Source organism: Wenjunlia vitaminophila DSM 41686, from assembly GCF_000380165.1.
In the GTDB taxonomy this organism is placed as follows: domain Bacteria; phylum Actinomycetota; class Actinomycetes; order Streptomycetales; family Streptomycetaceae; genus Wenjunlia; species Wenjunlia vitaminophila.
Genome location: NZ_KB904698.1, coordinates 1 through 20,961, shown reverse-complemented (window position 1 = coordinate 20,961; position 20,961 = coordinate 1). Strand labels below are relative to the sequence as shown.

The 20,961-nt window shown below is 71.3% G+C and carries 22 protein-coding genes and 1 tRNA gene; 12 read left to right on the top strand and 11 right to left on the bottom strand.

Annotation, left to right across the window (positions count from 1 at the left end; all coding sequences use genetic code 11):
* Positions 1-224: 224 nt before the first annotated feature.
* From A3IG_RS0121770 to A3IG_RS0121740, 7 genes are all read left to right on the top strand, one after another.
* Positions 225-530, top strand: coding sequence for a hypothetical protein (locus A3IG_RS0121770; protein ID WP_236719296.1), 306 nt, complete (start codon positions 225-227; stop codon positions 528-530).
* A 127-nt stretch (positions 531-657) separates the two neighbouring features.
* Entirely contained in the window at positions 658-996 is a 339-nt protein-coding gene (locus tag A3IG_RS0121765; RefSeq protein ID WP_018385705.1) for a putative quinol monooxygenase, read from the top strand.
* Positions 993-1,448, top strand: a complete 456-nt coding sequence (locus A3IG_RS0121760; RefSeq protein WP_018385704.1) for a group II truncated hemoglobin — start codon at positions 993-995, stop codon at positions 1,446-1,448. Before A3IG_RS0121765 ends, A3IG_RS0121760 begins: the two co-directional genes overlap by 4 nt.
* Complete coding sequence (locus A3IG_RS0121755) at positions 1,445-2,110, top strand: TMEM175 family protein (RefSeq protein ID WP_018385703.1); 666 nt, start codon at positions 1,445-1,447, stop codon at positions 2,108-2,110. The genes A3IG_RS0121760 and A3IG_RS0121755 overlap by 4 nt, the downstream gene beginning before the upstream one ends.
* 141 nt (positions 2,111-2,251) lie before the next feature.
* Positions 2,252-2,323 (top strand) — tRNA-Arg (locus A3IG_RS0121750).
* Between the two features lie 2 nt (positions 2,324-2,325).
* A complete protein-coding gene (locus tag A3IG_RS0121745; protein ID WP_040912102.1) occupies positions 2,326-4,665 on the top strand; it encodes a hypothetical protein in 2,340 nt (779 codons plus the stop codon).
* A gap of 75 nt (positions 4,666-4,740) precedes the next feature.
* A complete protein-coding gene (locus A3IG_RS0121740; RefSeq protein ID WP_018385702.1) occupies positions 4,741-5,394 on the top strand; it encodes a class I SAM-dependent methyltransferase in 654 nt (217 codons plus the stop codon).
* Positions 5,395-5,452: 58 nt separating this feature from the next.
* Here A3IG_RS0121740 and A3IG_RS0121735 read toward each other — a convergent pair whose 3' ends face one another.
* The 10 genes from A3IG_RS0121735 to A3IG_RS0121690 form a co-directional block, all read right to left on the bottom strand.
* Positions 5,453-6,538 carry an alpha/beta hydrolase family protein gene (locus A3IG_RS0121735; RefSeq protein ID WP_018385701.1) on the bottom strand — a complete coding sequence of 362 codons (1,086 nt, stop codon included), beginning with the start codon at positions 6,536-6,538 and terminating at the stop codon, positions 5,453-5,455.
* A 27-nt stretch (positions 6,539-6,565) separates the two neighbouring features.
* Complete coding sequence (locus A3IG_RS0121730) at positions 6,566-7,618, bottom strand: ABC transporter ATP-binding protein (RefSeq protein WP_051087593.1); 1,053 nt, start codon at positions 7,616-7,618, stop codon at positions 6,566-6,568.
* Entirely contained in the window at positions 7,611-8,642 is a 1,032-nt protein-coding gene (locus tag A3IG_RS0121725; RefSeq protein ID WP_018385699.1) for an ABC transporter ATP-binding protein, read from the bottom strand. The genes A3IG_RS0121730 and A3IG_RS0121725 overlap by 8 nt, the downstream gene beginning before the upstream one ends.
* A gap of 40 nt (positions 8,643-8,682) precedes the next feature.
* A complete protein-coding gene (locus A3IG_RS30805; protein ID WP_018385698.1) occupies positions 8,683-9,942 on the bottom strand; it encodes an amidohydrolase family protein in 1,260 nt (419 codons plus the stop codon).
* A gap of 137 nt (positions 9,943-10,079) precedes the next feature.
* Positions 10,080-10,988, bottom strand: coding sequence for an ABC transporter permease (locus tag A3IG_RS0121715; RefSeq protein ID WP_018385697.1), 909 nt, complete (start codon positions 10,986-10,988; stop codon positions 10,080-10,082).
* Entirely contained in the window at positions 10,981-11,904 is a 924-nt protein-coding gene (locus A3IG_RS0121710) for an ABC transporter permease (protein ID WP_018385696.1), read from the bottom strand. Before A3IG_RS0121710 ends, A3IG_RS0121715 begins: the two co-directional genes overlap by 8 nt.
* On the bottom strand, positions 11,901-13,478 hold the full coding sequence (locus A3IG_RS0121705; RefSeq protein ID WP_018385695.1) for a peptide ABC transporter substrate-binding protein: 1,578 nt from the start codon (positions 13,476-13,478) through the stop codon (positions 11,901-11,903). Before A3IG_RS0121705 ends, A3IG_RS0121710 begins: the two co-directional genes overlap by 4 nt.
* Before the next feature lie 105 nt (positions 13,479-13,583).
* The gene (locus tag A3IG_RS0121700; RefSeq protein ID WP_018385694.1) at positions 13,584-14,804 is read right to left on the bottom strand and encodes an aminotransferase class I/II-fold pyridoxal phosphate-dependent enzyme; all 1,221 of its coding nucleotides are present in this window, start codon (positions 14,802-14,804) and stop codon (positions 13,584-13,586) included.
* Positions 14,801-14,923, bottom strand: a complete 123-nt coding sequence (locus tag A3IG_RS35760; protein ID WP_018385693.1) for a hypothetical protein — start codon at positions 14,921-14,923, stop codon at positions 14,801-14,803. The genes A3IG_RS0121700 and A3IG_RS35760 overlap by 4 nt, the downstream gene beginning before the upstream one ends.
* A 165-nt stretch (positions 14,924-15,088) precedes the next feature.
* Entirely contained in the window at positions 15,089-15,745 is a 657-nt protein-coding gene (locus A3IG_RS0121690; protein WP_018385692.1) for a GntR family transcriptional regulator, read from the bottom strand.
* An 89-nt stretch (positions 15,746-15,834) separates the two neighbouring features.
* Between A3IG_RS0121690 and A3IG_RS0121685 the strand changes: the two genes are divergently transcribed.
* Together A3IG_RS0121685 and A3IG_RS0121680 are read left to right on the top strand one after the other, a co-directional pair.
* Positions 15,835-17,004, top strand: coding sequence for a diaminopropionate ammonia-lyase (locus tag A3IG_RS0121685; protein WP_018385691.1), 1,170 nt, complete (start codon positions 15,835-15,837; stop codon positions 17,002-17,004).
* Between the two features lie 17 nt (positions 17,005-17,021).
* The gene (locus A3IG_RS0121680; RefSeq protein WP_018385690.1) at positions 17,022-18,263 is read left to right on the top strand and encodes an amidohydrolase family protein; all 1,242 of its coding nucleotides are present in this window, start codon (positions 17,022-17,024) and stop codon (positions 18,261-18,263) included.
* Here the strand turns inward: A3IG_RS0121680 and A3IG_RS30800 are convergent.
* Positions 18,155-18,682, bottom strand: coding sequence for a YunG family protein (locus A3IG_RS30800; RefSeq protein ID WP_018385689.1), 528 nt, complete (start codon positions 18,680-18,682; stop codon positions 18,155-18,157). The genes A3IG_RS0121680 and A3IG_RS30800 overlap by 109 nt on opposite strands.
* A 171-nt stretch (positions 18,683-18,853) precedes the next feature.
* Here A3IG_RS30800 and A3IG_RS0121670 point away from each other — a divergent pair, with 171 nt between their 5' ends.
* The 3 genes from A3IG_RS0121670 (at position 18,854) to A3IG_RS0121660 (ending at position 20,750) form a co-directional block, all read left to right on the top strand.
* Positions 18,854-19,243, top strand: coding sequence for an ArsR/SmtB family transcription factor (locus A3IG_RS0121670; RefSeq protein ID WP_018385688.1), 390 nt, complete (start codon positions 18,854-18,856; stop codon positions 19,241-19,243).
* Positions 19,240-19,902, top strand: a complete 663-nt coding sequence (locus A3IG_RS0121665) for an SRPBCC family protein (protein WP_018385687.1) — start codon at positions 19,240-19,242, stop codon at positions 19,900-19,902. Before A3IG_RS0121670 ends, A3IG_RS0121665 begins: the two co-directional genes overlap by 4 nt.
* Positions 19,903-20,057: 155 nt before the next feature.
* Positions 20,058-20,750, top strand: coding sequence for a DNA alkylation repair protein (locus A3IG_RS0121660; protein ID WP_026220525.1), 693 nt, complete (start codon positions 20,058-20,060; stop codon positions 20,748-20,750).
* Positions 20,751-20,961 lie beyond the last annotated feature (211 nt).

Below are 20,961 nucleotides of genomic sequence, written 5' to 3'. Positions count from 1 at the left end.
CGGCGGCGCTGGCTGAACGGCCGTGGTGCCTGCCGCGACCACGGGGGTAGGGTTCGCGGCATGGACGACGTGCGTTCCGGGGCCAGGGGCTTCAGGTAGTCCGCCAGGAGACGCCTGGCGGTTGCTACCAGGGAGTCCCCGTGGCACGCACCGCCCACCATCAACCACGCTCGCACGCTCGGAACGAAGGCGACCGCCTGCTGGGGGGTCCCTGGCATTCCGTGGTGCGCGACGACCTCCGGTACAGCGCCCACAGCCTCGCCGAGGCGGCGCGTGAGTCCAGACGACCCCGACCGCGGGGCGTCCGCCGCACGGTGGCTGTGTACTCGTTCCCCCGGTACAACCGGGACCGTTCGGTGGGGCGCTGGTCCGCGGTGGAGGAGCGCCGGGCTCGGCAGCGACTCCGTACCCGGACCGGGACCATCAGAGGACTGGTGAACTCCGGCACCGGTGAACTCGCCCTCGAGGCCGCGGACGCCGTGGATGTGCCGCCAGCGCGCCACCGGCGCGGTTCGCTGTGGCTTGCGTAGTGGGCGCCCGTGCCGGGAAGCCGGGAGAACCGTGTCCTCCGCTCCTTCCGCCGAAGGCGAACACACCTTGCGTTCACTCAGGGAATCTCAGTGATCATGGCCGAAAGTCAATCAATGGAGGACCGGCATGACTGTCGAGTACGTGCGGTACCGGATAGCCGACCCGGAGCGCCGGGCCGAGTTCGAGAAGGCCTACGCGGCGGCGGCGCACCACCTGGACCAGGCTCCGCAGTGCCTGGGGTACGAGCTCTGCCACGGCGTTGAGGAGCCGGACCGGTACGTGCTGCGGATCGAGTGGACCTCGGTGACGGACCACGAGCGGGGGTTCCGCGGCGGTCCGCACTTCCCGCCCTTCCTCGCCGCGATCCGTCCCTACATCGGGGACATCGAGGAGATGAAGCACTACGCCAGGACGTCCGTGGTGTCCGGCGGAGCCATGGCGCGCACGGATCGGATGACGCCGTGACCGAGCGCGCCGGAACACTGTACGAGGCCGTGGGCGGCATCGACGCCCTGCGGCGGCTCAGCAACACCTTCTACGAGGGCGTGCTCGGGGACCCGGTGCTCGCACCGGTCTTCGAGAGTTTCACCCGCACCCACATCGATCACGTCGCCGTCTGGTTGGCGGAGGTCTTCGGCGGGCCCGCGCGCTTCACCGCCGAACTCGGCGGCCACCAGGGCCTGCTCCGGTCCCACCTCGGTCTGTCGATCACCGAGGAGCAGCGGACCCGGTGGATGGAGCTGATGGCGGACGCCGTCGGCAAGGAACTCCCGGACGACGAGACCCTGCGGACCCGGGTGCTGGAGTACTTCGACTGGGGGACCCGGATCGCCCGCGACGTCTCCGCCGACCCCGTCGGCCAGGACCTCGGTGAGCCGGGACCGACGCCCCGCTGGGGCTGGGACGGCCTGGCGTGAACACCACCGGCCGCGTCGAGGCGTTCAGCGACGGCGTCTTCGCCATCGCCATCACCCTGCTCGTCCTGGAGATCGACGTGCCCGCCGAGCACGGCCACGAGCTCACCGAGGCACTCGCCCACCAGTGGCCGTCGTACGCCGCCTACGTGGTCAGCTTCCTGGTCATCGGCGTGATGTGGGTCAATCACCACGCCCTGTTCGGACACCTGGTTCGGGTCGATCGCACGTTGGTCTTCCTCAACCTGTTGCTGCTCATGGTGGTGGCGGCGTTGCCGTGGCCAACGGCGCTGCTCGCCGCGCACCTGCGGGACGCCGACGACGCGCGGGTGGCCGGAGTGGTCTACAGCGGCGTGATGGTCGCGCACGCCATCTGTTACGGGGCGATCTGGTGGTACGTCACCCACCGTGGGCACCTGCTGCGTCCGGAGGTCGACCGGGCGGCGGCGCGGGCCACCCGGGTCCGGTTCAGCATCGGCGCGGTGGCGTACCCGGCGACCGTCGGCCTGGCCCTGCTCTCCCCGCTGGCGATGCTCGTCATGCACGGAGCGACAGCGGTGTACTACGCGTTCAACCACCTGTCGGTGCCTGACGAGGAACCGAACGGGGAGACTGACGGGGAACCCGACAGGGTGCTGGTGGAGCAACCTACCGGCCGGCCCTGAGAGCGGGGGCGGCTCCCAGGCACCTCGCCCCCGGCCGGCTCGCCCCTGCCACATCCGCGCTGGCGATCGCCGGCCGGCGGCGGTACACGGGCGAAAAAGGAGCTGCCGCACCCTGGTTCGAGCACTACAGTCCCTGTTCATCGACGTGTAGCTCAGCAGTAGAGCACCAGGCTTCTTACCTGGGGGGCGCGGGGGCAGGACCCGCCACGTCGGCTATGGACGACGACGCTGAGCAGCAGCTCTCCTCCCACTTCCAGGACACCCAGGTCATCGCCGCGCAGGCCGTCAACCCCGGCTATGCGCTGGGTGAGTTGGCCAGGGCGCTGACCACCGCGAGGGGCCACCGCAGCGAACCGGCCAGGGCCCGGGCCGAGAAGCGCGCCGAGCGTTGGCGTGCGGTGCTCTCCGGGATGGCCGACGGACGGCTCGACATCGGCTCCCGCACCCCGGTGGCCGGTCTCCCCGCGTGGGTGACGCCAGAGGTGGTCAGGGGTGGCTTCGCCACGGGGCAGCCGGTGGCGGGCGGTCCGCTCCAGCCGTACGAGACGGAGGCGGCGCGGCGGCACCGGTTGCCGGCGACCCGCGCGGCCCTGTTCGCCCACTACCTCACCGAGCCCGGCCTCACCGAACTGTGCGGGCTGCTGGACAGCGGCTGCTACCGGGTGACCGTGCCGGAGGAGGCGGCCCTGCTCACCGTGGCGTGGCTGGTGCGTGCCCGGGACGTGGACGCCGCCGTGGAGCTCGTCACGACCCTGGAGCCGTTCGCTGACCGGCTGCGGTTCCTGCCCCAGCCCGCGGACCAGCCCCCGCCGGACCTGACCGCCGTGTACCGCCGCAGCGCGAAGGACGCCGGGGCGGTGTTGGCCGCGCGGCAGCCCAACTCGGCCGTGGAGGCGCAGCGGGAGGCGCTCACGGTGTGGCAGCCGTTCGCTGACGAGCTCCTGGTGCACTGGCTGGAGACCGCCGTCCGCGGACGGGTGCTGGAGACCGCCCCGGACCCGGACTGGCACCGTCGCGGCGCCGACCTGCTGAACCGCTACCGGCGGCTGGCCGCGACCCACGCCTCCTGCGGGAAGCACCGCAACCCCAGGGAGAACCTGGGCATCCTGCGCGGCGCGCTCGAGGAGACGGTGGCCGGTCGGCCGCTGTCCCCCCGGCAGCGCGGCCTGCTGGTCCACGCCGTGGACTCCATGGTGCGCCGCCGCGGACGTCCCGGTTCGGACAGGCACACCGCGCTGCGCCGGCGACAGGCGGCCCAGGGCGCCCTTCCGTCCTACCACGCGATCGCCCAACTGGTGATGCGTCGGCTTTCCGCGGTGCCCCAGGACATGGGGGTGGCGGACGTGGCGCCGCTGGTCGCCCCGGTGTCCCCGGAGGAGCAGGCGGAGACCGGGCTGCCGGCGGGGACGCGGATCCCGCCGGTGCTCCGCCGGGTGGTCGAGGCGGCGTTGAGCGCTCCGATCGGCACCCTGGTGGAACGCGGCGTGGTGCCGTCGGCCGAGGTGTTGGCCGAGCTGGTGCCGCAGTTGGTCGCCGGTGCCACCGCTGACTCCTACCCGGATCCGGCGCTGCGGGCCCTGGTCGCCGCCAACTACTGTGCGTTCCGGAACCGCCGCTCGTTGTTGCTGCTCAACCTGGCGAAGCAGGTCCGGGTCAACGAGCTGCCCTGGGCCCGTGCGGCGTCGGGGCACCGCGACCGGACGAAGCGGAACGTCCCCCTCGCCGTGCTCGGACAGGTCGGCGAGCTCGCCGTTCAGGCGTTCCCGGGGACGCTCCTGCCGAACCCGCTGGTCCGTGAACTCGGCGAGCTGTCCCGGGCGGCCGGCCTGGAACTGCCGCTGGTCGAGGAGTTGGCCGCGGACATCTTCATGGGCACGTTCAGTCGGAAGTTCCTGGACGCGGCGCGGGTCGCAGCGCTGGTGCTCACCGGCACCCTGTACGAGCGCTACTACGGGATCGACTACGCCGCCGTGCGGGCCCTGGCGACCGATCCGGGGTCTGGTGACCGCGGGTCGCGGCACGCGGCACCGGAGTTCGCCCGTCTGTGCGTCGAGCTGGCTGGCGCGGCGAGCGGCTCCCGGTCCCCGCGCGGCTTCAACGGGGTTGCCAGGAACGGCACGGTGATCGAGCAGTCCCAGATCCTGACCACGCACAACCTGGCGACGCTCGTTCACGACGTGGGCATCACCCCCGAACCCGGCTGGGACGACCTGGCGCGGCGGTGCTTCGGCACGGTGTGCCGGCTGGTCGATCTGGTGTCGGTCCAGCCGCGTCCACTGCGCGTCATCAAGGATGCCGCGTACGCATGGCGGCAGATGCTGTTCCACCTGTCGCTGTGCACCCCCGCCGAGGAGGCGTCGGTACTGGCGTGGATGGAAGAGGAGGTCGCCCGGTACCGCCCCGACGTGGGGATCCGGCTCGGCCCGGCCCTCGCCGGGCTCCGGCTGGTGGCCGCGGGCGGCGAGTTCGACTCCGGCGGCACGGCGGACAACGCCCGGGCCCGGCGCTTCCTGGGCTGGACCACGGGGCGGCACTGGCTGCTGGACGCCGCCTGACCAGGCGCACCGGAAGAACACCGTGCGGGGGTGACCGTCGTCGGCGTCACGGGGGAGGGCCTACTCTCCTCTCCTGTGACCGGACCTTCCTCGCACCTCAGTGCGACAGCGGACGCCTACGACGCCGTGGCCGTCCTGTACGCGGAGCTCTTCCGCGACGCGTACGACAACCTCCCCCTGGACCGTGCGCTGCTCGCCGCGTTCGCCGAGCTGGCGCGGGGGACCGCCGACGCGGGCCCCGTCGCCGAGCTGGGATGCGGCCCCGGATGGGTGACCGCGCACCTGCGGGACCTGGGGCTCGAGGTGTTCGGCGTCGACCTGTCGCCGGTGATGATCCAACTTGCCCGGGAGGCGTACCCGGACCTGCGGTTCGAGGTCGGTTCCATGGACGCCCTGGACCTGGCCGACGGCGAGCTGGGCGGCATCGTGTCGTGGTACTCGGTCATTCACGTCCCGCCGGGGGAGGTGCCCTCGTACCTCGCCGAGTTCCGGCGGGTGCTCGCGCCGGGCGGCCACCTCCTGCTCGCGTTCTTCGAGTCGGAGGGGGGCCCGGTCGCGCCGTTCGACCACAAGGTGACGACGGCCTACCGGTGGCCGATCGACGCCCTTGCGGAGCTGGCCGGCGAAGCCGGGTTCTTCGAGGTCGGCCGGATGCTGCGCGAGCCCCTTGAGGGGGAACGGTTCCGCAGGGGCCACCTGCTGCTCCGCAAGGGCGAGCCGGCCCGGTGAAGCGCCCCCGCCCTCTGTGTCGCTGCCCTCCGCGTCGGCGTCCCGCTGAACCGCGGTCCTACCCCAACCCGTGGCGGCGCAGCCAGGAGGCGATCAGGTCCGCGACGTCCCGGGAGTTGCGGTCCATCATGATCATGTGGGAGTTCCCGGTCACCCCGTGGTCGGGCAGGTCGATCCAGGTGGACTGGCCGCCGGCGGCCAGCAGGGCGTCGTGGAAGCGGCGGGTCGAGGAGTAGAGGTTCGCCCAGCTCCCGCCGGGGTCGTCGTCCAGGCCCAGGTGGTCCCCCCACACGATGAGGTGGGGCACGTGCCGGATGGACGCGAGGTCCACGGTGTCCGGGTCGGGGGCTCCCGAGGGCTCGACCGCGACGTGGGCGGCCACCCGGTGCGGTGCCGCGAGGGTGGCGGCGAACCCGAGGGGGCCCGCGGCGCTGTGGGTGAGCACCACGCTGGTGCCGAGCCGGTCGAGCAGCGCCCCGTAGGCGTGCTGGGTGGCTTCGGTGTAGGTGGTGAACCGGGGCACGACCTGCTTGACGAACGTGTCGAAGGACGCGGTCGGGAACAGCGTGTCCGGGTGGGGGGCCCGGTGGCCGGGTTCCGTGGTGTAGGAGCCGGCGGGACCGAACCGGAAGAGCTCCCACAGTTCCCGCTTGGTGCGGAACCGTGGTTCCGCACCGGACAGCTCGGGGTACCGGGCGAACGGTGCGCGGCCACCGGCGAGCGCGTCGGTGAGGTAGACGTCGTGGCCGTGGCCGAGGAAGTCCCGCTGCCACCCGGGGCGGCCGTCGGGGGTGGTTTCGAAGCAGACGCCGGTCAGGCCGCCGCCGTGCCACATGACGAGCGGGTGCGGGCTCACCGGCCGGGCGAGGGCGCAGTACTGCACGTACACCTGGCCGACTTCGAAGTCCCCGTTGGGGTCGATGACGGCGGGGGGCTGGTCGGGGCCGGCGAAGGCGTCCCGCAGCGGCGCCCCGGTCAACGTCACGGCCCGGCCCCCGACGTGGAAGCTGCCGATGTCGCGGACCTGGAGGACGTCGTCGGCGCGGGGCCGGCGCGGGGCGGCCGTGGCCGGGGTGCCGCTGTTCAGCGCGGCGGTGGTGAGGGCGGCGGGGACGGCAGAGGCGAGCAGGACGCGACGGTCCATGGTGCGTCTCCTCGGGGAGCGTGTCGGTCAGTTCGGCACGGGCGAGGTGGCGCTGACCGGGAAGTGACAGGCCACCGTCGTGTGCGGGCCGGGGTTCCGGCTGGTCAGGGTCGGTTGCTCGCGTGTGCACAGCTCCTGTGCGCGCCAGCAGCGGGTGTGGAAGCTGCACCCGGACGGGGGGTCGGCCGGGTTGGGCACCTCGCCGCGCAGCGCGATGCGCCGGTCCAGCGAGGGGTTGGTGGGGTCGGGTGAGGGCACGGACGACAGCAGGGCCGCGGTGTACGGGTGCTGGGGTTGGTCGAAGAGGTTCCCGGTCGGGCCGATCTCGGCGACCCGGCCGAGGTACATCACCGCGACCCGGGTGGAGATCTGCCGCACCACCGACAGGTCGTGGGCGACGAACACGTAGGACAGGCCCAGGGCGCTCCGCAGGTCGCCGAGGAGGTTGACGATCTGCGCCTGGATCGAGATGTCCAGCGCGGAAACCGGTTCGTCCAGGATCAGGACCTCGGGTTCCAGGGCCAGTGCGCGGGCGATGCCGATCCGCTGCCGTTGCCCGCCGGAGAACTCCTGGGGGTAGCGCCGCAGGTGTTCCTGGCTCAGTCCCACCATGTCGATCAGTTCGCGCACCCGTCGCTGGCGGTCCTGCCTGGAGTCCCCCCAGCCGTGGATGCGCAACGGCTCGGAGATGATCCGGTCCACGGTCATCCTGGGGTCCAGGGAGGTGAACGGGTCCTGCAGGACGATCTGGATCTTCGCCCGCAGGCTCCGGAGTTGGGCGCGGTTCAGGGAGGCCAGGTCCGTCCCCCGGAACCGGACCTGACCGCTGACCGGTTTCTCGAGCCCGCACAGCAGTCGGGACAGGGTGGACTTACCGCAGCCGGACTCCCCGACGATGCCGAGGGTCTCGCCGGCCCGCAGGGTGAAGCTGACGCCGTCCACCGCCCGGACGCTGCCGACCTGACGGCGCATCAGGCCCTTCAGTACCGGATAGTGCTTGGTGACCTCGGTGACCTCGAGCACCGTGTCAGACGTTGGGGACGAACCGGCCGTCCTGGGGGCCCCGGGCGTGTCAGTCATCCTCGATCACCTCCTGGGTGTGGTGGCAGGCGGCCTGTCGGTCAGGCATGACCTCGACCAGGTCGGGCTCCGAGACGGCGCACTCGGGTGACGCGAAGCCGCAGCGCGGACGGAACGGACAGCCGGTGATCGGGGTCAGCAGGCTGGGGGGCGTGCCGGGGATCGCCGGCAGCCGGTGGGCGGGGGCGTCGAGCCGGGGAACGCTCGACAGCAGGGCCCTGGTGTAGGCGTGCGCCGGCCGGGTCAGCACGTCCACGACGGAACCGTGCTCGACGACCCGGCCGTGGTACATCACCGCGACCCGGTCGGCGGTCTCCGCCACCACACCCACGTCGTGGGTGATCAGCAGCATCGACATCCCGGTCTCCTCCTTCATCTCGCGGAGGAGCCGCAGGATGTCGGCCTGCACCGTGACGTCCAGGGCGGTGGTTGGTTCGTCGGCGATGAGCAGCGAGGGCGACAGGGCGAGAGCCAGGGCGATCATGCAACGTTGCCGCATGCCGCCGGAGAACTGGTGCGGGTACTCGTCGATCCGCTGGGCGGCGGCGGGGATCGCCACCCGTTCCAGGAGCTCCCTCGCCCGGGTCCGGGCGTCCCGCCTGCTGATGTCGAGGTGGGTGCGCAGGGCCTCGACGATCTGGTCCCCCACCTTCATCACCGGGTTGAGGGCGGAGAGGGAGTCCTGGAACGCGATGGCGATCTCGGCCCCGCGCAGCCGGCGCCGTTGTTCCTCGGGCATGGTCAGCAGGTCCTGCCCCTGGAACCACACCTGACCTGACGTGATCCGGGCGGGTGGGGTGTCCAGGATGCCCATGATCGCCTGCGCGGTGACGCTCTTGCCCGAGCCGGACTCCCCCATCACGGCGAGCGTTTCGCCGGCGGCGACCGACAGGTTCACGCCCCGCAGCGCGGAGGCCCGGGTCTTGCCGGTGACGAAGTCCACGCTCAGGTCACGGACCTGGAGCAGCGGCTGTGTCGTGGCGCTCTTGTCGTACGGGGCTGGGGTTGACGTGACGGTGACCATGTCGAGCTCCGTGAGGGGTCGGTCCGGCTCGGGCGGGTGCTCAGCGGCTGGGCTGCCAGTGGATCTGCTCGACCCCGTCGGCCACCCGGTGGTCGTCGCGGAAGACCTTGCCCTCCTTCATCACCAGGCGCACCCGGTGCAGCGCGGAGATGTCGGCCAACGGGTCGCCGTCGACCGCGACGAGGTCGGCGTGCGCTCCCTGCGCGAGGGTGCCGATCGAGCCGGTCTTCCGCAGCAGTTCCGCCGCGACGACGGTCGCGGAGCGGATGGCGTCCAGCGGGGACATGCCGTACTGGACCATCAGGTCGAACTCGTCCATCTGCTCGCCGTGCGGGAAGGAGCCGACGTCGGTGCCGAACGCGACGTTGACGCCGAGTTCGAGGCCGCGCTTGAAGGCACCCTCGTGGCGCTTGACGAAGTTCCGCTCGAAGTCGCTGAACTGGCGCTTGTAGTAGGTCTGCATGGTGGGGACCCAGTAGGTGCCGCACTCCAGCATCGCCTGGAGGTCCTCCTCGAGCAGCAGCGGGCCGTGCTCCAGGGTCCGCACGCCCCCGCGGATGGCGGCCTGGGCGCCGGAGCCGCCGTAGGCGTGCGCGGCCACGTCGCGGCGGTACCGCTTGGCCTCGTTCACCATCCTCGTGACGTCCTCGAGGGTGAACTGGTGCAGGGGTTCCATCGTTTCCCGCTCGACGTCCTTGCGGGTGCTGGTGCAGTAGATCTTGATCCAGTCCGCGCCGATCTGGATCTGGCGGCGGATCTCCTTGATGTACTCGTCGGGCGAGTCGGCCATCGCGGCGACGTCGGGCAGCTTCAGTTCCGGGTTGACCATGTCGTCGATGCGCATGTCGCCACCGGTGATGGAGATCGCGTCGGTGGCCACCCACATGCGCGGGCCGGGGATGACGCCGCGGGCGATGGCGTCGCGCAGCGCCGTGTCACCGTGCCAGACCTGCTCGTTGTCGGTGTCCCGCGCGCTGGTGAAGCCGATCTCCAGGGCACGGCGGGCGGCGGCGACGCCCTCGGCCATCCGGTAGACCTGGGTCTTGAACAGGATGGCGGGCGGCCACACCTGGTCCTCGGGGCGCAGCAGCATGTGGGTGTGGCAGTCGATGAGGCCGGGCATCAGGGTGACGTCCCCGGCGTCGATGAGGGTGGCGTCCCGGGGCGCGCTGTCCACCACGGACTGGATCACCCCGTCGGCGATGACGACCACCGCGTCGTCGAGGTACTCGCCCCGGTCGACGTCGAGCACCCGCCGGGCGCGAATGGCGTACTGGGTGCCGTCACTGGTGTCGTTCATGTGTTCTTTCGCTCCTGTGTTGAGGTGTCGCGCGCACTGACGCGCGAGGTGGTGCGGGGGATGGTCGGGAGGGGGCGGTCCGGTGGCGGACGGCCCGGTGGTGGACGGCCCGGTGGTGGGCGGTTCGCGGAACGGGGTCAGCGGCGGCTTCGGGGATCGACCGCGTCGCGCATGGCGTCACCGAGCAGCAGGACGCCGAGGACCGCGAGGCTCAGGAAGCCCGCCGGCGCGAGCAGCGCGTGCGGCGAGGTGAGGAAGCGGGACACCGAGTCGTGGATCATCTGCCCCCAGGAGAGCGTGGAGTCCTGGAGTCCGAGCCCGAGGTAGGAGATCGTCGCTTCGTAGGTGATGAAGAGCCCCACGTTGGTGGTGGCCACCACGATCACCGGGCTGATCGCGTTGGGGATGACGTGTTCGAGCAGGATGCGCGGGTCGCTCGCGCCGGATGCGCGGGCGGCGACGATGTAGTCCAGCCCGCGGGTCTCCATGGTGCTGGCGCGCATGATGCGTGCGGTCTGGGTCCATCCGTAGAGGGAGAGCGCCACTATCACGCCGAGGACTCCGCCGTCACCGTTGGCCGCGGTGGCCAACAGGACGGTGGCGCCGAGCAGCAGGGGTATGGCCAGGAAGATCTCGATGATGCGGCTGAGCACCGCGTCGACGATCCCGCCGAAGTAGCCGGCCACGGAGCCGACCAGCACGCCGATCAGGAAGGTGGCCACGGTGACGCTGAGGCCGATCAGCAGGGACGCCCGGGTGGCGTGCACGGACCTGGCGTAGACGTCGCAGCCCTGGACGTCGGTGCCGAGCCAGTGGTCGCCGTTGGGGCCGACCAGCGACCTGGACAGGTTGCAGTCCTCGGGATCGACGGAGGTGAACAGCGAGGGGACCGCCGCCATCAGGACGAACAGCGTGATCAGGCTGATCGCCACCCAGAACAGGGGCCTGGCGCGCAGGCGGTGCCACACCGAGGAGGGGGCGAGCACGGTGGGACCCGGCGCTGTCGGTGCCGCTGCCGCCTCACTGGCCAGGTGGACGTCACTCATAGCGAATCCTCGGGTCGAGTACCGCGTACAGCAGGTCGATGATCAGGTTGAGGACGATGTAGACCAGGACCAGGGCGGTCACGATGCCGACGATCATCGTTCGCTCACCGAGGTAGATGGCGCGGGCCAGGCCCTGGCCGACACCCGGGAGGTTGAAGATGCTCTCGATGATCACCGTGGCGTTCAACATGGCGCCGAACTCCAGGCCGAGGAAGGTCACGACGGGGATCATCGAGTTCCGCAGGCCGTGCCGGGTCACCACCGTGCGCCAGCGGACCCCCTTGGCCACGGCGGTCTTCACGTACTGCTCCGAGAGGGAGTCCAGCAGGGAGGACCTGGTGAGCCGGGTGACGTAGGCGATGGAGAAGCTGGCGAGGACGAACCCCGGTAGGAGGTAGCTGCGCAGGCCGTCCTCGATCCCGGCCACCGGGAACAGTTCCAGCCGTGCCCCCAGCAGGAACTGGAGGACGAACGCGGTGACGAAGAACGGCAGGGACAGCGCGACCAGGCTGAGCAACCGGATGGCGTGGTCGGCGAACCGGTCCCGGCGCAGGGCGGCGACGACGCCGAGCCCGATGCCGAGCACCGCCTCGATCACCAGGGCGGTGGTGGCGAGGCGCAGGCTCACCGCGAACCGGTCGGCGAGGACGCCGGAGACCTGCTGGCCGGAGTACGTCTCGCCGAAGTCCCCCTGGACCGCGCCGAGCAGGAACCGCCCGTACTGTTGCAGCAGCGGCTCGTCGAGGTGGTACTTCGCCTCGATCACCGCGGTGAACGCGGGGTCCGCGGCACGCTCACCGGCCAGCGCCTGCGCCGGGTCCCCGGGGACGGCGAAGGCGAGCAGGAAGACGACGAACGTGGCGCCGATCACGACGGGGACGGCGCGCAGGAGCCGTTTGAGGGCGTAGGCGCTCATGACACGACGACGTTCTCGACGTGCAGCCGGCGGAAGGGATCGACCACGACGTCGCTGACCCGTTTCGAATGGGCGCCGGCGGTCTCCTGNTACCACATCGGGAGGTAGGGCATGTCATCGAGCAGGACACGCTCGGCCTCGTTGTACTTCTGCGTCGCCACCTCCGGGTCGGTAGCGGCGTTGCCCTCGTCGAGGAGCCTTTCGAAGTCCGCGTCGTAGTACCCGGAGAAGTTCTCCCCCGAGCTCTTGCGGAAGATCGGTGTGAGGTAGTTCTCGACGCTGGGGAAGTAGAACGTCCACGCCGTTCGGAACGCCGTGTCGACCTTTCCCTTGCTCAGGTCGTCGAGGAGGATGGACAGCTTCTCGTAGGGTTTGGTGGCGACGTCGATGTCGAGTGAGTCGGATATCTGGTGAGCCACGGCCTCGACCCACTCCTTGTTGTCGCCATCGACGCTGTAGCCGATGGTGAATGAGTTCCCCTCGATTCCGCCGGCCTCCTCGAAGAGGGCCTTGGCGGCGGCCGGATCGAACCGGCAGGTGGCTCCGCACGGGTTCCGTGCCGCGCCGGGGACGACCGGGGGGACGTAGCCGGTCGCCGGTGTCCTGGTGTTCTGGAAGATGGCCTTGGTGACCGACTTCCGGTCAACCGCCATGGAGATGGCCTTGCGGACGTCCCGGTTGGCGAACTTCTCGTTCTTCAACGGGAATCCGAGGTACTCCATCCGGCCGCTCGGCACCTGGAAGTAGCGGTCGTCGAACTGTTCTCGCGCCGTGCTGAGGTTGGCGTTGGGGATGGACTGGAGCACGTCGAGATTGCCGGCGAGCAGGTCGTTGTACGCGGCTGTGAACTCCTGGTAGATCCGGAAGTCCACGCCGGTCGCCTTGGCCGGTGTGCCGGCGTAGTCGTCGTACCGGTCGAGTTTGATGGACTCGTCGTGCACCCAGGTCCCCCTCATCTTCAGCGGACCGTTGCCGATCGGTGCCTCGTTGAAGGCCTTCGGGTCCTGGAACGCGACATCCGGCAGCGGAGAGAACGCCGGATACCCCAACAACATCTCGAACTGGGAGAACTGCTTGTCCAGCCTGATGGTGAACTTCGAGTTCGAAACCACCTTCAGCCCGCGCAGCGTCTCGGCCCTGCCGTCCGCCACCTCGTCATAACCGTCGATCCGGTCGAACACATAGCTGTTGAGCTGGGCGTTCTTGGGGTTCGCGGCGAAGTTCCAGGCATTGACGAACGAGTGCGCGGTCACCGGGTCCCCGTTGTGGAAGGTCCAGCCGTCCTTCAGCTCGACCGTCCAGTTCCGGTTGTCCTCGGACTCGACGCTCTTGGCCACCGCCAACGTGACGTCGCTGGTCTCCGGGTCGAAGGTGACGAGCTGGGTGAACAGCGCCGAGACGACCTGTGCCCCGAACACCTCGGAGTAGTTCGCCGGCAACAGCGAGGACGGCTCGGGGATGGCGGCCGAGAACCTGCCGGGACCTGACCCCTTGGGGCCGCCGGTGCCGCACGCGGCGAGCAGGGCGACGGCCAGCAGCACGACTCCGGCGGTGAAGCGTCGTGGTGGGCGCATGAGATCCTCCTGCTTCTCCAAACTGACTTCTGAATACTGAACTCAGTTTTGGGAGGCAACAAGTGGCGGGTATGTAACGGTTAGATCTCGTTGATGCGGGTTCGCTCAGTGATGGGCGGGGTGGTGCACACCGTGCGCGAGGGCGCGCTGGACCAGTGCCAGCGCGTTGACCAGGGGCTCGTCCGCGAGCGCGTAGGACAGGCGCAGGTGGCCCGGGGCGTCGAACTCCTCCCCGGGGGCGACGGCGACCAGCACCTGGTTCAGGAGGTACTCGGCGAGGTCGCGCGAGGTGCGCGGGACGTGGCCGTGGATCTCCTTGCCGAGCAGGCCGCGGACGTCCAGCAGGCAGAAGTACCCGCCGCGTGGCTCGACGCACTGGACGCCGCGCAGGCCACCCAGGACCTGGTGCGTCAGCGTCCGCCGGCGGTCGAGGGCGGCCAGGACGGGGGAGAGGTGGGAGGTGCCGCAGTCCAGGGCGGCCAGGGCCGCGGCCTGGGCGACGTTGGACACCGGCGCGGGCAGGTGGGACCGCAGGGCGGTCGCGGCCGCGATGGCCGGCCGCGGCCCGGCCAGCCATCCGACGCGCCAGCCGGTCATCGCATAGGTCCTGGAGACCCCGTGGACGGTCAGGCAGCGCTCCGGCATCGACTCGTGGGCGTCCCGCAGGGCGAGGAAGGGAGTGTCCCGCCCGTACACGAAGTGCTGGTAGACCTCGTCGCTGATCACCCACAGGTCGTGGGCCGCGGCCCACGCGGCGATCGCCCGCAGTTCGGCGGGGGTGTAGACGGTGCCGGTGGGATTGGCCGGGGACCCCAGGAGCAGCGCGGTGGTCCGGGGCGTCCAGGCCGCTTCCAGGCTCTGGGGCGTGACCTTGTACGCGGTCTCCGCGGTGGTGGGGACGGGCACCGGCACGCCGCCGTGGTGGGTGACCGCCGCGGAGTGCCCGGGCCAGGAGGGGACCGGGAGCAGCACCTCGTCCCCGGCGTCAACCGTGACGGCACAGGCCAACAGGAGTGCCTGTCTCGCACCGTTGGTCACCACGACCTGGTCCTCGGCCAGTGCGGTGCCGCCGGGTGCCGAGAGGGCTTGCGCCGCCGCCGCGCGGAGTCGTGGCCAGCCGGCCGGCGGGGAGGCGTGCCGGTGGTTGGCGCTCGTGGCGCAGGCCCTGCGCGCGGCCTCGAGGACGGGCTCCGGCACCGCGAAGTCCGGTTCGTCGGCGGCGAGTGAGATCACCCGCCGCCCGGCCGCCCGCAGCGCCGCGGCCTGGGCGGCGACCGTCGGGACCGCCGGGGCCCGGGAACGTCGCACCCGGCTACTGAGCTTCACGGCGGCACCTCCTCGCCCCCGCGGGGACGGCGGCCCGGCGTCGTGCGGTCCGCACCGTGGTCGGCGGGTCGGCGGGTGGCCCGGTCCCGCCGTGGCTGGAGCCGGGTGGCCCGGTCCACCGGCGCGCTCCTCCCCGGAGGTGGGCCGGTGTTGGGGGGCGGGGTCCGCCGGAGGGGGAGCGGGCGGTCGTCGTCCGCGGAGGCGCGGCGTGCGCGGAGCGGGGCGGCCGGTCTTCCGGCTGGCTGTCGGGAGGGTCGGATGGGGACATGGTCGTGCGTCGTCTCCTAGGTCTGGCTGGAACTGCCGCTCTCCACTCGGGCGATCAGCTTGTGCATGCCGGTCGTCCAGTTCTCGTCGAGCTCCCGGCACGCCCGGTCGATGTCCCCCGCGGCCAGCGCCTCGGCGATGCACAGATGCTGCCGGGCCGACTCGGTCACCGCCTGCGGCTCGCTCAGGTAGGCGTGCTCGTACCGGTGCACGACGGTCTTCAACTCCTCGATCTGCCGCTGCAGTCGCTGGTTGGGGCAGGCGTTCAGTAAACGGGCGTGCCACTCGTCGTCGATCGCCTGGGCCACCACCGGGTCCTCGGTCTCGCCGATGTCGGCCGCGTGTTTCGCGAGGGAGGACGCCACGTCCTTCAGGCGTTCGACGTCGGACAGGCGCAGGGCCAACTGCTCCAGCGCCGAGATCATCGGGTACGTCTCGCTGACCTCCTGGACGGTGAGCGGCGACAGCCAGAACCCGCGGTTGGGGCGCTCCTCGAGCAGGCCCTCGCGGGCCAGACCGAACAGCGCCTCGCGCAGGGGGGTCCGACTGACGCCCAGGTCCGCGGCGAGCCGTGTCTCGTTGATCCGGGTCCCCATCGGGTAGTCCCCGCGCAGCAGTCGGTTGACGATCTCCTGCCGGACGTCCTGACGGAGCAGGCGGACCGAAATCGACATCTCGTCTCCTCTCATGCTCGGGTGAACTGTACTCTGAATTCAGAACGCAGTTTACTCGAGAGACGAGACAAGACAAGGGAGTGTGCCGCATGACGAAGGCACCGCGTGTCGCCCTGCCCGTCACCCGCCGGTCCGTCAGCCAGGCGTCCGGACTCCGCCGCGCTCCCGGGGATCCACGCCCACGCGACTGGCACCGCACGATCCCCGGCTACGCGCCCACCCCGCTGGTGGACGCACCCACGCTGGCCGAGCGCCTCGGCGTCGGCCGCGTCCTGGTGAAGAACGAACAGCAACGCCTCCAACTGCCGTCGTTCAAGATCCTCGGCGCCTCGTGGGCCGTGCACCGGGCGCTGTGCCAGCGCCTCGAGGTCTCCCCGGAGCTGCGGTTCGACGAACTGCGCGACCGGCTCGCCGGCCACCGCCACCTGGTGCTGACCTGCGCCACCGACGGCAACCACGGCCGGGCCGTGGCACACATGGCCAAGCTCCTCGGCCTGACCTCGACGGTGTACGTCCCCAACGACCTGTCCCAACCCCGGATCACCGCCATCGAGGACGAGGGCGCCGAGGTCGTCCGGGTCTTCGGAACCTACGACGACGCCGTGCGGTACACGGCGGTCCAGGCGGCCAGGCACCCGAACCAGGTGCTGGTCTCCGACACCTCCTGGCCGGGCTACGAGACCGTCCCGCGGTTCGTCGTCCAGGGCTACGAGACCATCTTCGACGAGATCGACGACGACCTGCGCGCCCCGGGGACCGACGCCCGCACCGACCCGCACGTCGTCCTGGTACCCGTCGGCGTGGGCGCGCTGGCGTCGGCCGTCATCAGTCGCTGGCCCGGCGACACCCACACCCGCGTGGTGACCGTCGAACCCGACACCGCCGCGTGCGTCCAGCAGTCACTGGCCCTCGGCGCGCCGACCAACGTCCCCGGCCCCCACCTGTCCATCATGGCCGGGCTCAACTGCGGCGAACCGTCCATGCTCGCCTGGCCGGTACTGGCCGCCGGGGTCGCCGCCGCGGTCGCGGTCAACGACGACGAGGCCCGCGCCGCCATGCGGGACCTGGCCACCGCGGGGATCGTCGCCGGGGAGAGCGGGGCCGCCGCCCTGGCCGGCGCGCACGTGCTGTTCCGCAGCGACGAGGGCCGCGACGCGCTGCGCGGCCTCGAGGTGCCCGCCGACGCCACCGTGCTGCTGCTGAACACCGAGGGCGCCGCCGACCCGGACAGCTACTCCCGGATAGTCCACCACCGATGAGCGCCAGGGAGACGAACGTGAACGTGAGCGCGGACGAACCCCGCGGACCGCACCCCACCCACGTCCTGTACGGCCGCAGGGTGCGCACCTCCTACCGCCAACCCAGGCCCGCCCCCGCCCACCTGCTGGTCGTCGCCGGCAGGATCAGGGAGGTCGCCTGGAGCGACACCTGCCCGCCGCCCTGGCGCCGGCACCCCAGGGCGCACCTCGGCGACCTGTACGTCGGCCCCGGCCTGATCGACGCGCACGTCCACGTCACCGCACCCGGTGACGGCTCCCCGGACGGCGTCCCCAGCGGTGACCTGTCCCAGGCCGCCGCCAGGGCCCTGGACGGGCTCCGCTCCGTGGGGGTGACCACCGCCCGGGACTGCGGCGGCCCGACCCCGTTCATCCACACCGCCCGCTCCGCCGCGGGACCACGACTGCTCACCGCCGGCCCCCCGCTCACCACCCCGGGCGGCCACGGCGGGTGGATGGGCGGCGAGGCCGCCGACACCGGGGCCCTGTTGCGCCTGGTTGACGAACAGGTCCTCGCCGGCGCGGCCTTCGTCAAGGTCATGGGCTCCGGCGGTGGCACCGCCGGGACGCACCCCTGGGACGCCTCCTTCACCGCGGACCAACTGTGCGCCGTGGTCGACCGGGCCACCGGACACGGAAGGCCGGTGGCCGTGCACTGCCTGTCCGCCGCCTCGATGCGCGCCGCCCTGCGCGCCCGGCCCCGCACCATCGAACACGGGAAGTTCCGCCACGCCCCGGGCGACACCGTCGAGCCGCGGGAGAAGACGCGGATCGCCGAGGGGCTACGGGCGACCGGCACCGCCGTCACCTCCACGCTCAGCGTGGGGCACTTCGTCATCGCCCGCGGGCCCGCGGCGGGCGACGCCTACGACCTGTGGCTGCGCCGCCAGGACGGCGACCTGGACGACACCGCCATGTTCCTCGGGGCCGGTGTGACCGTCATCCCGGGCACCGACGCCGGTTGGCGCCACACGCCGTTCACGGCGCTCCCCCGGGAACTCACCCTGCTCACCCAGTGCGGCATGAGCCCCGCCGACGCCCTCGTCGCGGCCACCGAGACGGCCGCCGCGGCCCTCGCCCTGCCCGGGCTCACCGGCACCCTGGACCCCGGTGCCCTCGCCGACTACGTCGCCTACCCGTCCGACCCGCTGCGCGACTTCACGGTGTTGGACCGGCCGGCGGTGGTGGTGGTCGGAGGGAGGTGGCCGGGAGACGACCCGGCCGCCGGCACCGGCCCCTGACCTTCCGGGGTGCTCCCCGCCGGGGCCGGCAGCGGCCCCAGGCGCGCGGTGAGCCGTTCGCGGAGGAGCAGGTACTCCGCCCAGCGGTGCGGCAGTGGGCCCGGGGGGCGGTGGACGACGCGTGCGCCGCTGACGACCTCGTCGTGGACGAACTGCTCCCGGGTGAGGTCGAGTTCCACGCCGTTGGGGAGGCGGTTCCACCAGTGGTAGCAGATGTGCTCCCCGCCGTGGTGGACCTCACCGACGACCAGGTCGCCGCCGAGGAGGTCGTTGACCACCAGGGCGGTGACGTCGCAGTGCCCCCAGGAGGGGTTGTCCTGGTGCCAGCCGGCGCGGGCGAAGTCGTCGGGCGAGCAGGTGTCGGCGGCGAAACTGGCCCGCAGGGCCTGGTCGATCTCGGTGAGGGTCCACGGACGCATGACGGCAGGGTGCCACGGGCCACTGACAGTCCGGGGTCCCGGCCGGGGGCGTCCCCCGCCGGGACGGTGCACGGCCCGACCGGCGGGGGCGCAGGGGCCGAGCTGGTTGCCGTGCCCACCGCGAGGGTATAAGACTTGACTTATATAAGTGCTCATTGAAATTATGGCGGCGTGCACGCCTTCGACGTACTCGGTGACCCCGTTCGCCGCCGGATATTGGAGCTGCTCGCAGAGGGCGAGCGGGCGGCTGGCGTGGTGAGTGGGGCCATCCAGGAGGAGTTCGGGATCTCCCAGCCGGCCGTGTCACAGCACCTCCGCGTGCTGAGGGAGTCGGGGTTCGCGACCGTCCGGGCGGAGGGCGCGCGCCGCCTCTACGCGGTCAACACCGAGCCGCTGCAGGAGATCGACATCTGGCTGGAGCACTTCCGCCGGTTCTGGAACCAGCGCCTGGATGCGCTGGGTACCGAACTCGAGCGAGGCAAGCGCGAACGCCGCGAACGGCGCGAGGACAGGCTGTCGGGGGGCGACGTGCCACCCACCAAGAGCAAGGGAGACACATGATCGACGTCATCAAGCAGGTCAACGCCGCCCACCGGGAGGTCGGCAACCACCCCGTCAGCACGGGTGAGGGGCGCTCGCTGCTGCTGCGCCGCACCTACGACGCCTCCATCGAGGACGTCTGGAGCGCTTGCACCGAACCCGACCGGATCGGCCGGTGGCTGGCACCGGTCACCGGCGACCTCCGGCTCGGCGGCACCTTTCAGCTCGAGGGCAACGCGGGCGGGGAGATCCTGCGCTGTGAGGAGCCGCACCTGCTCAAGGTGACCTGGTCCCTCGGGGAAGGCATGGCCACCGAGGTCGAGGTTCGTCTCTCCAAGGGCGAGGACGACGACACCGTCCTCGAGCTGGTGCACGCTTCCCCAGCCGAGTTCGTCGACGGGATGGTGCGCTCCTACGGCCCCGGCGGCACCATCGGGATAGGGGCCGGGTGGGATCTCGCCCTCCTCGGGCTGGACCTGCACCTCCGTGGCGAGGACCTCGACCCGTTGACGCGGGCGAACGCGCCGGACGTCAGGGAGTTCGCGGTCCGTGGCTGCCAGGCCTGGGGGCCGGCGATCCAGGCCACCTGGGGCACCAGTGATGAGGACATCGCCGCGGCGGTCGCGTTCGCAACGCAGCACTACGCCCCCGCCGACGAGGCGGCAGGCGCCAACGGCTGAGCCGTTGCGGGGCCAGCGGGACCCGTGCGGAACGGCGAGGTACAGCAGGTCCGTGAGGCCGCGGGCCCGCGTGTCGGTGGCTGCGGCCGAACCGGCCGACAGCAGGCCGATTCCCGTCGTAGGTTGGACTTCGCAGTGCTGGACAGGGGGCTGAGGTGGCCGGGACGACGGTGGGTGAGGTGCTGGCCGAGCTGGCCGGGCTCGAGGACCCGAAGACGCGTGAGGTGAACGAGAGACACGGTGACGATCACGGTGTGAACCTCGGCAAGCTGCGCGCGCTCGCCAAGCGACTGGGGACGCAGCAGGAACTCGCGCGCCAGCTCTGGGAGACGGGTGACACCGCGGCGCGACTGCTGGCGCTCCTGGTCGGCCGCCCCAAGGCGTTCGAGCGCGACGAGCTGGACGTCATGGTGCGCGAGGCACGCACACCCAAGGTGCACGACTGGCTCGTGAACTACGTGGTGAAGAAGAACCCGCACTCCGAAGAGCTGCGCCTGGCCTGGTCCGCCGATCCGAGTCCCGTGGTCGCGAGCGCCGGCTGGGCGCTGACCACCGAACGCGTGGCGAAGAAGCCCGAGGGACTCGACCTCGCACGACTGCTCGATGTCATTGAGGCGGAGATGAAGGGCGCCCCGGACCGCCTGCAGTGGGCGATGAACCACTGCCTGGCCCAGATCGGGATCGAGCACGCCGAGCACCGCGCCCGTGCCATCGACATCGGTGAGCGCCTGGAGGTGCTCAAGGACTACCCGACGTCCCCGGGCTGCACGTCTCCTTTCGCGCCCGTCTGGATCACCGAGATGGTGCGCCGACAGCACGACGGTAGGGCTCACCCTCCACCGCGGTGATCTCGTCGTCATGCTGACTGGAGGCCTAGGGCCTGTCTGATAAGTAGCGCCGTCCGCCCGGAGGGCGGGGGGTCGCGGCGTCTGGTGCGTGCGATCGCAAGGCGGAGGGTCGTCCTCGTACTGGGCGTACATGGACGATCCCGACAACGCAGCGAGCGTGCGTGCCAGGCGTCACGACCCAGGCGGGATTCATCAGACAGGCCCTAGGTGT